The sequence below is a fragment of the Psychrobacter sp. H8-1 genome (genome assembly GCF_904846575.1).
In the GTDB taxonomy this organism is placed as follows: domain Bacteria; phylum Pseudomonadota; class Gammaproteobacteria; order Pseudomonadales; family Moraxellaceae; genus Psychrobacter; species Psychrobacter fulvigenes.
In genome coordinates this window covers 3,239,281-3,253,880 of the sequence record NZ_CAJHBG010000001.1, presented here as the reverse complement: position 1 = coordinate 3,253,880, position 14,600 = coordinate 3,239,281, and the positions used below count along the sequence as shown (strand labels likewise).

Annotated in this window: 5 protein-coding genes, 2 tRNA genes and 5 rRNA genes; 2 read left to right on the top strand and 10 right to left on the bottom strand. The window is 44.0% G+C overall.

What is annotated here, in order from left to right; translation table 11 throughout:
• Nucleotides 1–127: 127 nt before the first annotated feature.
• A complete protein-coding gene (locus JMY01_RS13535) occupies nt 128–775 on the bottom strand; it encodes a YqiA/YcfP family alpha/beta fold hydrolase (RefSeq protein WP_201576819.1) in 648 nt (215 codons plus the stop codon).
• A gap of 188 nt (nt 776–963) precedes the next feature.
• Between JMY01_RS13535 and JMY01_RS13530 the strand changes: the two genes are divergently transcribed.
• Both JMY01_RS13530 and JMY01_RS13525 read left to right on the top strand, forming a co-directional pair.
• Entirely contained in the window at nt 964–1,224 is a 261-nt protein-coding gene (locus tag JMY01_RS13530; RefSeq protein ID WP_201576816.1) for a DUF1289 domain-containing protein, read from the top strand.
• A gap of 165 nt (nt 1,225–1,389) precedes the next feature.
• Nucleotides 1,390–2,283 (top strand): pirin family protein, encoded by an 894-nt coding sequence (locus JMY01_RS13525; protein WP_201576812.1) that lies wholly within the window; start codon nt 1,390–1,392, stop codon nt 2,281–2,283.
• 307 nt (nt 2,284–2,590) lie between these two features.
• On the opposite strand, the gene JMY01_RS13520 is transcribed toward JMY01_RS13525, so the two are convergent.
• The 9 genes from JMY01_RS13520 to JMY01_RS13480 form a co-directional block, all read right to left on the bottom strand.
• Nucleotides 2,591–3,697 carry a PIN domain-containing protein gene (locus JMY01_RS13520; RefSeq protein ID WP_201576808.1) on the bottom strand — a complete coding sequence of 369 codons (1,107 nt, stop codon included), beginning with the start codon at nt 3,695–3,697 and terminating at the stop codon, nt 2,591–2,593.
• An 82-nt stretch (nt 3,698–3,779) separates the two neighbouring features.
• Nucleotides 3,780–4,610: a TIR domain-containing protein gene (locus tag JMY01_RS13515; protein ID WP_201576806.1), complete on the bottom strand. Its 831-nt coding sequence runs from the start codon at nt 4,608–4,610 to the stop codon at nt 3,780–3,782.
• Nucleotides 4,611–4,738: 128 nt separating this feature from the next.
• Nucleotides 4,739–4,853, bottom strand: a 5S ribosomal RNA gene (gene rrf, locus JMY01_RS13510).
• A 122-nt stretch (nt 4,854–4,975) separates the two neighbouring features.
• Nucleotides 4,976–7,832 (bottom strand): 23S ribosomal RNA (locus JMY01_RS13505).
• Between the two features lie 355 nt (nt 7,833–8,187).
• Nucleotides 8,188–8,263: transfer RNA gene (locus JMY01_RS13500), tRNA-Ala, on the bottom strand.
• A gap of 7 nt (nt 8,264–8,270) precedes the next feature.
• A tRNA-Ile gene (locus JMY01_RS13495) sits at nt 8,271–8,347 on the bottom strand.
• Nucleotides 8,348–8,492: 145 nt separating this feature from the next.
• Nucleotides 8,493–10,032: ribosomal RNA gene (locus JMY01_RS13490) — 16S ribosomal RNA — on the bottom strand.
• Between the two features lie 1,203 nt (nt 10,033–11,235).
• A 5S ribosomal RNA gene (gene rrf, locus JMY01_RS13485) occupies nt 11,236–11,350 on the bottom strand.
• 122 nt (nt 11,351–11,472) lie between these two features.
• A 23S ribosomal RNA gene (locus JMY01_RS13480) occupies nt 11,473–14,329 on the bottom strand.
• Together the 16S, 23S and 5S rRNA genes with 2 tRNA genes alongside form the textbook arrangement of a ribosomal RNA operon.
• Between the last annotated feature and the right edge of the window lie 271 nt (nt 14,330–14,600).

Sequence of the window (14,600 nt, the reverse complement as noted above, 5' to 3'; positions counted from 1 at the left end):
TTAAATCTATTAAACCATTATAACGAAAAACAGCGACGTTGACGTTAATAGTCAGTCGCTTACGTCATCTAATGTCGTTTATTACCGTTTCTTTATATAGCAGCTTTTATGCCTGTTTTATATAAACCTAAAGCAACTGCCGTAGCATATCAATCACCATCGGTAATTGCTCGCCGAAGTCACTAAATCGATGATCGCCCTCTGCTTGTAAAATCACCTTAGCGCCATGTTGTTGATAGAACTTGGCAGATAAATTAGGATCAAGCAACTCATCGCCTTCTTTAATTAGTACAGCGATTTTATTAGGATAATTAACAGCTGCTAGCTGATGCTCTGCAAACCACTGCAAATCTGAATAAGTGATATTCCAACCACCTGCTGTCGTATAAAGAACCTTGTTTGTGGATACTTCATTCCTGTCATTGCGAGCTAATATCGACTCATCAGCAAAACGCTGCAAAGTAACATGCGGCTGAGTACTAGGATTTAATAATAACGCTGGGCAGCCTATATGATTGCTAACTAAGGTAGAAAAATAACCACCCAATGAACTGCCTACCAATACCGTATTTGAGGTTTTAAGCTGCGCATCATCATTATTATTTAAACTTTCGATTAATGACAGTATTTGCCTGAAAACCTGATCAGGTGTCTTATTTAAATCAGGGCGCACTACATTGATATCAGAATGATACTGCTGACAATAGTTTTCTAACAATATCCCTTTGGTAGAGTTAGCACCACTGTCTAACCCATGAATATAAATAATGTTCACCTATTATCTCACTTATTAATTTTGTTATGATTGCTATATATAGACGATAAGCGCTAAGCATAGCACTGGCTCAGCAAAAACAGTAATAATTATATGGCACACTATTATTCAGTATTTGCGACATAATAGTATTGTGACAATAATATGATGCAAGTCCAAGGAATGACGAGAGTAGCGATGGAGCCGCCATGAATCAACAGTTTGAGCTGTTCGAGATTGCCAATCCATGTATTGGTGTCTGCCAAAGCAATAAAAGAGGCTATTGCTTTGGCTGCTTGCGCAGTCGTCCTGAGCGTCAATTATGGCATAACATGACCACAGAGCAGCGTCGTGAGGTGCTACGGCTAGTTTCTGGTCGCAGGCAACGTATCGAGCAGATGAGACAACGTAAAGGCGAGCAGTTAGGATTTGATTTTGAAGAAGTAGTGGAAACAGGTGAGTTATTTTAATAGATAAAGGAAAGACTTAACTTCTGATTAACGAATACTAGCATCAATGTAATTTTACTACACAATCCCCTATTGAAATTTATATCTCCACCCTCAAAATAGTTAACAGAAGATTGATAAAACAAAACTGTTATCAACTATTGTTAAAAAAAGCAGGAGAGAATAATGAATGACAACATAGCGAATAGCGTAAAAGATAAAGTCACCCAATCACGTCAAGTGCAAGAGCTGTATGCTGGGGTAGATACCCAAGACGGCGCTGGTGTTAAGCTCACTCGCGTACTCACGCAGCAGCTACAAAGACGCCTCGACCCGTATTTGATGTTGGATAACTTTAAAAGCGATAATCCAGATGATTATATCGCCGGTTTCCCTAATCACCCACATCGCGGTTTTGAAACCATTACCTATATGATTACTGGCCGTATGCGTCATCGCGACAGTGCTGGTAACGAAGGGTTATTACAAAATGGCGGGGTACAGTGGATGACGGCGGCTAGTGGTGTGATCCATTCAGAGCTGCCTGAACAAGAAGACGGTGCGATGGAAGGTTTCCAGCTTTGGCTTAATCTACCGGCCAAAGACAAGATGAATGATCCTTGGTATAAAGACTTCCAAAATGATGATTTGCCTAAATATACTACCGAAGACGGCGCTCAAGTCACTGTAATTGCGGGTACATCGCACGGAGTAGAAGGTGCAGTCACCCGCGAAGTTACTGAGCCGACTTATTTAGATATACATCTACCAGCAGGAACCAGCTTTAGCCAAGCCATTCCAGCCAATCATAATGCATTTGCCTTTGTGTATCGCGGTAAAGTAGATATTGAAGGTCGAGAGGTGCCGACTAAGACTATGGCAATTCTCGCAAATAACGCTGATACTGATGGCGTTACCATCACAGCCGATAGTGAAGAAGATACTAAAGTGATTTTAATCACTGGTCGCCCACTACGTGAGCCGATTGTTCAATACGGTCCTTTTGTAATGAACAGTCAGCAGGAAATAATGCAAGCCGTCACTGATTTCCAGAGTGGTAAATTTGGTGAAGGTGCTTAATGTTAGCCTAATTTGTTAAATATTCTATTGAGTGTTAAAGCCCGTATTAGTTCGCTAATACGGGCTTTTTTTGTGAGAAAGACTACTTTGGTTGAATAAGGTGTCGTTCCAAGCGCATACTGTCGCACGATATAAATATTTAATAGCACTAAGAGGTTTTCAAATTAATAGTAGATAGTAAGCTACAAATTGAGTAAATGCGACTAGGATTTGATTTTAAGCCTGTGGTTGAGATTGATGAGTTTTTTGAGAATTGTAAGCTAGAATAAAAAGTTGAGCGAAAACGTTCAATTGCAGTAATTATTATCTATTCACCATTTATGTCTAGAGATTTAATATTTAGTAGTTCGCTACTTTCTTCATTTAATTCAAATGCTGAATCATTAAAATATAACTCTACTATCTCTGCATTTGCTCTTATACCGTCCATATAGTCAATGTTTATATAAGCTGAGAAAGTTTCTTGATGTTTTCTCGTTATATCGTTGTATAGAACAAATATATATCTTTTGTCTTCAGGATCCCAGGGTGAACGATCATAATCTATGATTGAGTAACGAGCTTCTAAGACAACTTCAAAATCTATTTCGTATTCAACATTTTCAATAGATACTGAAATAATATTCTTGTGAGTTATACAAACAGACTTAATATCTATTTGGTAAATTTCATCATCAAAGCCAATAGCCTCGTCAGAGTAAAACTCACTCTCATCGATTTTCGCTCTAGCACAAGTGATTATTTCAGCTTTTAATTGGTCGAAAACACTATCTGCAAATTTTACAGGCTCTTCTAGCTCTTTTTCCTTCCTCACAACTAAATCTAGAAAATCATCAACTCTTTTCAAATGAATTAGGTTGTCTAGATGGTCAGCGTATTTCTCCATGTCTTTATCATCACTAATAACGTATAAGATATGTCCTCTATCTTCACTTACTTTAGATATAGCCTCTAAAACAAACGCATCAGGAAATTCTGATTTTTTACTTCCTACACCAAATGGAGCTTCTGAATTAAAATATTTTTCAAAAACAACGGTAGCATTGACATTAGATATATCAACAATCTCCGCCGAACTCCTATCTAGAAAATCTTCAAAATTTTGTAAAGCTGCTTTATAGATATCATCTGTTTTTACTTTATAGAAAATACCGTGGCAAGGAAGATCAGGAGTATTTCTTAAAAACATTGCTTCCTTTTGTACTTTTTTAATAGCTTTAGCTGACTCTTCTGATTTAGAGAATAAATGAGCTTTTATTTCATTTATCGTAATTTCAGTTATCAAGAGATGGATTCTTTTCGACTCAAGATAATCGCAAAGCTTACCTAGTGCATATTCATTAAATTGATAGTTTTTGCTCTCATATGCTGACGTATCAATGAATACCAGTCTACTTTCTAGTTCATTACTCATAACTTTCCTTATGATATCCGCTCTATCTTGTGACCAGTTTTTAGCAAAGCAGAGAATTAGTCTTTAAGTGCATCTAATTGATTTAGAAAGGGATATCAGCATTAAAACTATTAGATGTCTTAAAAGTTTTTGGTTGAAGATACTCCTCATTTTCTAAAAGCTCATCAACACCTAATTCAGTGATTGAATACGCGTAAAACTCATAGCCTTCTTGATGATCTATTTCTATAGATTTACTTAATAAACCCATACGCTCTAATTTCACAAGAGAAAGCTGAAGAGCAGAATCATCTATTCCATTGAGTTGATTACTTATCATATAAAAGGGTAAGCCAATAGGATTAGTAACCTGACTTTGAAGACAAGAAGCTAAAAACTTATAATCTTGTTCTTTCAACTCATAATTCGATGGGTTAGCAATAATTGCTCTCGATTCAGAAAGACTAGAACGATTTAAAATACTTAAACGAGCAGCTTCCGTTTTGATTAATGAGCAAGCTCTATTAGTTGCAGAAACTAAATCACCATCTGAACGGTTAGCATCATAGTCAGCAGGAGTCACACCTAATAAGTCTGTTGGTAGATGTATATCTATATCACGAGGCTTAAGAATAAAAGAACGTTCCTTTCCAATAGCACCAACGAATAGACCAAGTTCAAATATTACATTGTCTCTAACTATATGTTGTTTTTCCTCTCTAATTACAGCTACATCATCTGGCGCAAAAATAAACAGTGCAAAGTCGACAGTAGAGGACTTCTCAACTAAATCTTCGATAGTTGAAGATGAGAGTTTAAACGTACCACCTGTCCAAATAGTAACCTCAAACTGATGATCTAGATTCACATTAACGGCTTCAGCAATTGGGATACTTTCAACTGAAGAAGCAATAAATAATCGTGGTTTTCTCAACTTATGACCTCCATACTTTATATAGTAACAATACAGTAAGTATAGCAACGAAAGCTGAGTAATGGATAGGAAGCCACATAAAAAAAGCCCCCTCTACATAAGTAAAGGGGGCTTTTTAGGGAATAGAGAGCTGACGATGACCTACTCTCACATGGCCGGAGCCACACTACCATCGGCGCTATGATGTTTCACTTCTGAGTTCGAGAAGGGATCAGGTGGTTCCATCATGCTATTGTCGTCAGCAAAGGGGGTTAGATATGAGTCTGTGTTTGTTTTAATGACTAGTGTCATCTTAATCCAACTGAACCAAGGATTAAGGTGATATCGAAATAATTAGACTTGTATACAAACCACTTGGGTGTTGTATGGTCAAGCCAAACGAGCAATTAGTACAGGTTAGCTACACGCATCGCTGCGCTTCCACACCCTGCCTATCAACGTCCTAGTCTTGAACGGCTCTTTAGGGAAATCTTATCTTGAGGTAGGCTTCCCGCTTAGATGCTTTCAGCGGTTATCCCATCCGAACGTAGCTACCGGGCAATGCCATTGGCATGACAACCCGAACACCAGTGGTTCGTCCACTCTGGTCCTCTCGTACTAGGAGCAGCTCCTCTCAAATTTCCAACGCCCACGGTAGATAGGGACCGAACTGTCTCACGACGTTCTAAACCCAGCTCGCGTACCTCTTTAAATGGCGAACAGCCATACCCTTAGGACCTGCTTCAGCCCTAGGATGAGATGAGCCGACATCGAGGTGCCAAACACCGCCGTCGATATGAACTCTTGGGCGGTATCAGCCTGTTATCCCCAGAGTACCTTTTATCCGTTGAGCGATGGCCCTTCCATACAGAACCACCGGATCACTAAGACCTACTTTCGTACCTGCTCGACTTGTGGGTCTCGCAGTTAAGCGCGCTTTTGCCTTTATACTCTATGAACGATTTCCGACCGTTCTGAGCGCACCTTCGTACTCCTCCGTTACTCTTTAGGAGGAGACCGCCCCAGTCAAACTACCCACCATACATTGTCCTCGGTACTGTTATACCTGAGTTAGAACCCCGACATGACCAGGGTGGTATTTCAAGATTGGCTCCACAAACACTAGCGTGTCTGCTTCAAAGCCTCCCACCTATCCTGCACAAGTCAGGTCAAAGTTCAATGTAAAGCTGTAGTAAAGGTTCACGGGGTCTTTCCGTCTAGCCGCGGGTACACAGCATCTTCACTGCGATTTCGATTTCACTGAGTCTCTGCTGGAGACAGCGCTGCCATCATTATGTCATTCGTGCAGGTCGGAACTTACCCGACAAGGAATTTCGCTACCTTAGGACCGTTATAGTTACGGCCGCCGTTTACTGGGGCTTCGATCAAGAGCTTCGCTTACGCTAACCCCATCAATTAACCTTCCAGCACCGGGCAGACATCACACCCTATACGTCCACTTTCGTGTTTGCAGAGTGCTGTGTTTTTAATAAACAGTTGCAGCAGCCTGGTATCTGCGACTGCCAATAGCTTACGGAGCAAGTCCTTCACCATCAGCAGCGTACCTTCTCCCGAAGTTACGGTACCATTTTGCCTAGTTCCTTCAGCAGAGTTCTCTCAAGCGCCTTGGTATTCTCTACCTGATCACCTGTGTCGGTTTAGGGTACGATTCGTTTATGACTATCGCTTAGAAGCTTTTCCTGGAAGCATGGTATTTGCCACTTCGCTGTACAAGTACAGCTTGCTATCAGATCTCGGTATGAAATAGCCCGGATTTACCTAAGCTATAAACCTACATCCTTCCACCTGGACAACCATCGCCAGGCTGGCATAACCTTCTCCGTCCCTCCATCGCATCATAAACAAGTATCGGAATATTAACCGATTTCCCATCGACTACGCCTTTCGGCCTCGCCTTAGGGGTCGACTCACCCAGCCCCGATTAACGTTGGACTGGAACCCTTGATCTTCCGGCGTGCGAGCTTTTCACTCGCATTATCGTTACTCACGTCAGCATTCGCTCTTGTGATACCTCCAGCATGCCTTACGACACACCTTCACAGGCTTACACAACGCTCCCCTACCACTTGAAAACAAATTCAAATCCGCAGCTTCGGCTCCTAGTTTGAGCCCCGTTACATCTTCCGCGCGGGCCGACTCGACTAGTGAGCTATTACGCTTTCTTTAAAGGATGGCTGCTTCTAAGCCAACCTCCTAGCTGTCTATGCCTTCCCACCTCGTTTCCCACTTAACTAGGAATTTGGGGCCTTAGCTGGCGGTCTGGGTTGTTTCCCTCTCCACAATGGACGTTAGCACCCACTGTGTGTCTCCCGGATATCACTCATCGGTATTCGGAGTTTGCATCGGTTTGGTAAGTCGGTATGACCCCCTAGCCGAAACAGTGCTCTACCCCCAATGGTGTTCGTCCGAGGCGCTACCTAAATAGCTTTCGGGGAGAACCAGCTATCACCGAGTTTGATTAGCCTTTCACCCCTATCCACAAGTCATCCCCTGGCTTTTCAACGACAGTGGGTTCGGTCCTCCGGTGCCTGTTACGGCACTTTCAACCTGCTCATGGATAGATCACTCGGTTTCGGGTCTATACCCTGCAACTAGACGCCCTATTAAGACTCGGTTTCCCTACGGCTCCCCTAAATGGTTAACCTTGCTACAGAATATAAGTCGCTGACCCATTATACAAAAGGTACGCGGTCACCACGCAAGGTGGCTCCCACTGCTTGTACGCACACGGTTTCAGGTTCTATTTCACTCCCCTCACAGGGGTTCTTTTCGCCTTTCCCTCACGGTACTGGTTCACTATCGGTCAGTCAGGAGTATTTAGCCTTGGAGGATGGTCCCCCCATCTTCAAACAGGATTTCTCGTGCCCCGCTCTACTTAATATGTTAACGCTAATGTTTCGAATACAGGACTATCACCTACTATGGTCAGCTTTCCCACGCTGTTCTTCTACATTAGCATTAATCGGCTTCTCCCCGTTCGCTCGCCGCTACTAGGGGAATCTCAATTGATGTCTCTTCCTAAGGGTACTGAGATGTTTCACTTCCCCTCGTTCGCTTCTTGTACAAGTACAAGATACCTACCTTATGGTAAGTGGGTTTCCCCATTCAGAAATCTCCGGATCACAGGATATTGCCGCCTCCCCGAAGCTTATCGCAGGCTGTCACGTCTTTCATCGCCTCTGACTGCCAAGGCATCCACCATGTGCGCTTAATTACTTGACCATACAACCCCAAGTAGTCTTACTCTTAAAGAGTTTGATTACTAAGTGTTGTCTGTCGTAATTATAACGATATCACCTATGTTTACGCTTGATTCAGTTCTCTTTACTTTTTTAATAACTCACTACTGGGATAACAACTGATGTCGTTAAGTAGTGAGTTATTAAGGTTAGTGACGACACGTGAACATGTCATCACTAACCCAGACTCATATCTATGTTTTTAAATAGTCTCTGTGCTCTCGTCGAGTCACAGATTCTGTATAAAACAGAAAGAAGTAATCAATGCCATCTTGGCTGAATCACTTGTTTCTATTTATACGTATTTAAATATTCTATCTAAAGCATGTCGTTTATAGTGGTGGAGCCAAACGGAGTCGAACCGTTGACCTCCTGCGTGCAAGGCAGGCGCTCTACCAACTGAGCTATGGCCCCATATATATGGTGGGTCTAAGTGGACTTGAACCACTGACCCCCGCGTTATCAACACGGTGCTCTAACCAGCTGAGCTACAGACCCTGAGCGAGGATACCATCAAAGCACTGCTTTGATCCGAGCGCAAGAGTAATTTGCTTAAAGGCAAATTGCTAAAAGCCCTGTATCTTCTTAATAAACTAAACTAAAGAACAACTTGTTGTGAATTCTTGCTGACCGAATGCGTCTATAAGGAGGTGATCCAGCCGCAGGTTCCCCTACGGCTACCTTGTTACGACTTCACCCCAGTCATCAACCACACCGTGGTGATCGCCTTCCTAAAAGGTTAGGCTAACCACTTCTGGTGCAATCAACTCCCATGGTGTGACGGGCGGTGTGTACAAGGCCCGGGAACGTATTCACCGCGGCATTCTGATCCGCGATTACTAGCGATTCCTACTTCATGGAGTCGAGTTGCAGACTCCAATCCGGACTACGATAGGCTTTAAAAGATTCGCATCACATCGCTGTGTAGCTGCCCTCTGTACCTACCATTGTAGCACGTGTGTAGCCCTGGTCGTAAGGGCCATGATGACTTGACGTCGTCCCCGCCTTCCTCCAGTTTGTCACTGGCAGTATCCCTAGAGTTCCCGGCTTAACCCGCTGGTAACTAAGGAAAGGGGTTGCGCTCGTTGCGGGACTTAACCCAACATCTCACGACACGAGCTGACGACAGCCATGCAGCACCTGTATTCTAATTCCCGAAGGCACTCCCGCATCTCTGCAGGATTCTAGATATGTCAAGACCAGGTAAGGTTCTTCGCGTTGCATCGAATTAAACCACATGCTCCACCGCTTGTGCGGGCCCCCGTCAATTCATTTGAGTTTTAACCTTGCGGCCGTACTCCCCAGGCGGTCTACTTATTGCGTTAGCTGCGTCACTAAGTCCTCAAGGGACCCAACGACTAGTAGACATCGTTTACGGCGTGGACTACCAGGGTATCTAATCCTGTTTGCTACCCACGCTTTCGAGCCTCAGTGTCAGTATGATGCCAGGAAGCTGCCTTCGCCATCGGTATTCCTCCAGATCTCTACGCATTTCACCGCTACACCTGGAATTCTACTTCCCTCTCACCTACTCTAGCTCAACAGTATCAGATGCAGTTCCCAGGTTAAGCCCGGGGATTTCACATCTGACTTATCAAGCCACCTACGCTCGCTTTACGCCCAGTAATTCCGATTAACGCTTGCACCCTCTGTATTACCGCGGCTGCTGGCACAGAGTTAGCCGGTGCTTATTCTGCAGCTAATGTCATCGTCTAGGGGTATTAACCCTAGAGTCTTCTTCACTGCTTAAAGTGCTTTACAACCAAAAGGCCTTCTTCACACACGCGGCATGGCTGGATCAGGGTTGCCCCCATTGTCCAATATTCCCCACTGCTGCCTCCCGTAGGAGTCCGGGCCGTGTCTCAGTCCCGGTGTGGCTGATCATCCTCTCAGACCAGCTACAGATCGTCGCCATGGTAGGCCTTTACCCCACCATCTAGCTAATCCGACTTAGGCTCATCTAATAGCGAGAGCAGTAAACTGCCCCCTTTCTCCCGTAGGTCGTATGCGGTATTAATTCGAGTTTCCCCGAGCTATCCCCCACTACTAGGTAGATTCCTAAGTATTACTCACCCGTCCGCCGCTCGTCAGCGAGAAGCAAGCTTCTCCTGTTACCGCTCGACTTGCATGTGTTAAGCCTGCCGCCAGCGTTCAATCTGAGCCATGATCAAACTCTTCAGTTTAATCTTGCTTGAAGTCTTCACTATAAATAGTAAGATGACTCCTAATCTTGGCTCATTCTTTTCTGGCTCGTCGCTCTAAATTATGTTCGTAATGAATTAACTTTGAGTTTTCTTGCTTTAAAGAATGATAATTTTTATAGTTATAAGTCCCCAGATAAACGAGGCCTCACAACTTTATTTTTTAGCATTCTGTGTCAGCAAAAATCCACACAAGTTGTTCTTTAGTTATGCTTTTAAATAGTGCTTATCTCTGTCGTCCAGTAGATAAGTGTTCTGTATAAAATATCTGACCAATTGTTACTTAGACAATACGTCTTTTCTTGATTGGCGAGCCGACTATCATATCACAATGGATTGGGTTGTCAAGCTGTTATTTTATTTAACTTCAACAGGTTAGACGGTTATAAGCTCTCGCTTCTAGCACTGCCTTGTCCTGATGAGCTGCGTATTATAGACGCTTTAATTCTTAAGTCAAGGGATAATTTTATTTAGTTTGAAGGTTTTTATCCAGCTACCTAGGTAGTTCAGATAAAACTGCAAACTATCAGCTGATTGGTTAATAGCTACGCTATTATTTATTAATAAGTGGTAATCCACTCCAATCTGCCTTCCCTTTCGACTGGAACGCATTATACTCGGTTTTAATAGGGGGTCAAGCTAATCCTAGCTTTTATTTTGGTGGTGTTCTAAAAAGTATGCTAGCGATAGAAGTCAATAAGAAATCTATGCTAAGTTCTCTGATTCTATAGGGCTTTAAAGGCTTCAAAAATTGTTCAAGTTTTAATCAGCATACTTTTTGACACACCACCTTTATTTTTTATATACTATAACTGATTGAAATAGCTCATTTTAATAAACCCCAATAAAGCAGATCTATTCTTGAGATATACAATGGAAGTATTATTTAATTTGGATACAAGACTAAACAGTTAAACAGTTAAACAGTTAAACAGTTAAACAGTTAAACAGTTAAACAGTTAAACAGTTAAACAGTTAAAGAAAAATGATAACTAAGATTGGTCTTCTTAGACTGAGATTACATCAACTATAGGAGAAGGTAAGTAAAAAGATATCTTTAAATCTACTCAGCAGTGGAATGCCAACGCTGGGTATTTGATATAAATCAGAACCTTCTAAATTATAATCCCGCGCATAAAAAAAGCCCCCTCTGCGTAAGCAAAGGGGGCTTTTTAGGGAATAGAGAGCTGACGATGACCTACTCTCACATGGCCGGAGCCACACTACCATCGGCGCTATGATGTTTCACTTCTGAGTTCGAGAAGGGATCAGGTGGTTCCATCATGCTATTGTCGTCAGCAAAGGGGGTTAGATATGAGTCTGTGTTTGTTTTAATGACTAGTGTCATCTTAATCCAACTGAACCAAGGATTAAGGTGATATCGAAATAATTAGACTTGTATACAAACCACTTGGGTGTTGTATGGTCAAGCCAAACGAGCAATTAGTACAGGTTAGCTACACGCATCGCTGCGCTTCCACACCCTGCCTATCAACGTCCTAGTCTTGAACGGCTCTTTAGGGAAATCTTATCTTGAGGTAGGCTTCCCGCTTAGATGCTTTCAGCGGTTATCCCATCCGAACGTAGCTACCGGGCAATGCCATTGGCATGACAACCCGAACACCAGTGGTTCGTCCACTCTGGTCCTCTCGTACTAGGAGCAGCTCCTCTCAAATTTCCAACGCCCACGGTAGATAGGGACCGAACTGTCTCACGACGTTCTAAACCCAGCTCGCGTACCTCTTTAAATGGCGAACAGCCATACCCTTAGGACCTGCTTCAGCCCTAGGATGAGATGAGCCGACATCGAGGTGCCAAACACCGCCGTCGATATGAACTCTTGGGCGGTATCAGCCTGTTATCCCCAGAGTACCTTTTATCCGTTGAGCGATGGCCCTTCCATACAGAACCACCGGATCACTAAGACCTACTTTCGTACCTGCTCGACTTGTGGGTCTCGCAGTTAAGCGCGCTTTTGCCTTTATACTCTATGAACGATTTCCGACCGTTCTGAGCGCACCTTCGTACTCCTCCGTTACTCTTTAGGAGGAGACCGCCCCAGTCAAACTACCCACCATACATTGTCCTCGGTACTGTTATACCTGAGTTAGAACCCCGACATGACCAGGGTGGTATTTCAAGATTGGCTCCACAAACACTAGCGTGTCTGCTTCAAAGCCTCCCACCTATCCTGCACAAGTCAGGTCAAAGTTCAATGTAAAGCTGTAGTAAAGGTTCACGGGGTCTTTCCGTCTAGCCGCGGGTACACAGCATCTTCACTGCGATTTCGATTTCACTGAGTCTCTGCTGGAGACAGCGCTGCCATCATTATGTCATTCGTGCAGGTCGGAACTTACCCGACAAGGAATTTCGCTACCTTAGGACCGTTATAGTTACGGCCGCCGTTTACTGGGGCTTCGATCAAGAGCTTCGCTTACGCTAACCCCATCAATTAACCTTCCAGCACCGGGCAGACATCACACCCTATACGTCCACTTTCGTGTTTGCAGAGTGCTGTGTTTTTAATAAACAGTTGCAGCAGCCTGGTATCTGCGACTGCCAATAGCTTACGGAGCAAGTCCTTCACCATCAGCAGCGTACCTTCTCCCGAAGTTACGGTACCATTTTGCCTAGTTCCTTCAGCAGAGTTCTCTCAAGCGCCTTGGTATTCTCTACCTGATCACCTGTGTCGGTTTAGGGTACGATTCGTTTATGACTATCGCTTAGAAGCTTTTCCTGGAAGCATGGTATTTGCCACTTCGCTGTACAAGTACAGCTTGCTATCAGATCTCGGTATGAAATAGCCCGGATTTACCTAAGCTATAAACCTACATCCTTCCACCTGGACAACCATCGCCAGGCTGGCATAACCTTCTCCGTCCCTCCATCGCATCATAAACAAGTATCGGAATATTAACCGATTTCCCATCGACTACGCCTTTCGGCCTCGCCTTAGGGGTCGACTCACCCAGCCCCGATTAACGTTGGACTGGAACCCTTGATCTTCCGGCGTGCGAGCTTTTCACTCGCATTATCGTTACTCACGTCAGCATTCGCTCTTGTGATACCTCCAGCATGCCTTACGACACACCTTCACAGGCTTACACAACGCTCCCCTACCACTTGAAAACAAATTCAAATCCGCAGCTTCGGCTCCTAGTTTGAGCCCCGTTACATCTTCCGCGCGGGCCGACTCGACTAGTGAGCTATTACGCTTTCTTTAAAGGATGGCTGCTTCTAAGCCAACCTCCTAGCTGTCTATGCCTTCCCACCTCGTTTCCCACTTAACTAGGAATTTGGGGCCTTAGCTGGCGGTCTGGGTTGTTTCCCTCTCCACAATGGACGTTAGCACCCACTGTGTGTCTCCCGGATATCACTCATCGGTATTCGGAGTTTGCATCGGTTTGGTAAGTCGGTATGACCCCCTAGCCGAAACAGTGCTCTACCCCCAATGGTGTTCGTCCGAGGCGCTACCTAAATAGCTTTCGGGGAGAACCAGCTATCACCGAGTTTGATTAGCCTTTCACCCCTATCCACAAGTCATCCCCTGGCTTTTCAACGACAGTGGGTTCGGTCCTCCGGTGCCTGTTACGGCACTTTCAACCTGCTCATGGATAGATCACTCGGTTTCGGGTCTATACCCTGCAACTAGACGCCCTATTAAGACTCGGTTTCCCTACGGCTCCCCTAAATGGTTAACCTTGCTACAGAATATAAGTCGCTGACCCATTATACAAAAGGTACGCGGTCACCACGCAAGGTGGCTCCCACTGCTTGTACGCACACGGTTTCAGGTTCTATTTCACTCCCCTCACAGGGGTTCTTTTCGCCTTTCCCTCACGGTACTGGTTCACTATCGGTCAGTCAGGAGTATTTAGCCTTGGAGGATGGTCCCCCCATCTTCAAACAGGATTTCTCGTGCCCCGCTCTACTTAATATGTTAACGCTAATGTTTCGAATACAGGACTATCACCTACTATGGTCAGCTTTCCCACGCTGTTCTTCTACATTAGCATTAATCGGCTTCTCCCCGTTCGCTCGCCGCTACTAGGGGAATCTCAATTGATGTCTCTTCCTAAGGGTACTGAGATGTTTCACTTCCCCTCGTTCGCTTCTTGTACAAGTACAAGATACCTACCTTATGGTAAGTGGGTTTCCCCATTCAGAAATCTCCGGATCACAGGATATTGCCGCCTCCCCGAAGCTTATCGCAGGCTGTCACGTCTTTCATCGCCTCTGACTGCCAAGGCATCCACCATGTGCGCTTAATTACTTGACCATACAACCCCAAGTAGTCTTACTCTTAAAGAGTTTGATTACTAAGTGTTGTCTGTCGTAATTATAACGATATCACCTATGTTTACGCTTGATTCAGTTCTCTTTACTTTTTTAATAACTCACTACTGGGATAACAACTGATGTCGTTAAGTAGTGAGTTATTAAGGTTAGTGACGACACGTGAACATGTCATCACTAACCCAGACTCATATCTATGTTTTTAAATAGTCTCTGTGCTCTCGTCGAGTCACAGATTCTGTATAAAACAGAAA

Coding starts and splice junctions, on each gene's coding strand:
- JMY01_RS13520 (WP_201576808.1), bottom strand. CDS start 3,697: ATGAGTAATGAACTAGAAAGTAGACTGGTATTCATTGATACGTCAGCA.
- JMY01_RS13530 (WP_201576816.1), top strand. CDS start 964: ATGAATCAACAGTTTGAGCTGTTCGAGATTGCCAATCCATGTATTGGT.
- JMY01_RS13525 (WP_201576812.1), top strand. CDS start 1,390: ATGAATGACAACATAGCGAATAGCGTAAAAGATAAAGTCACCCAATCA.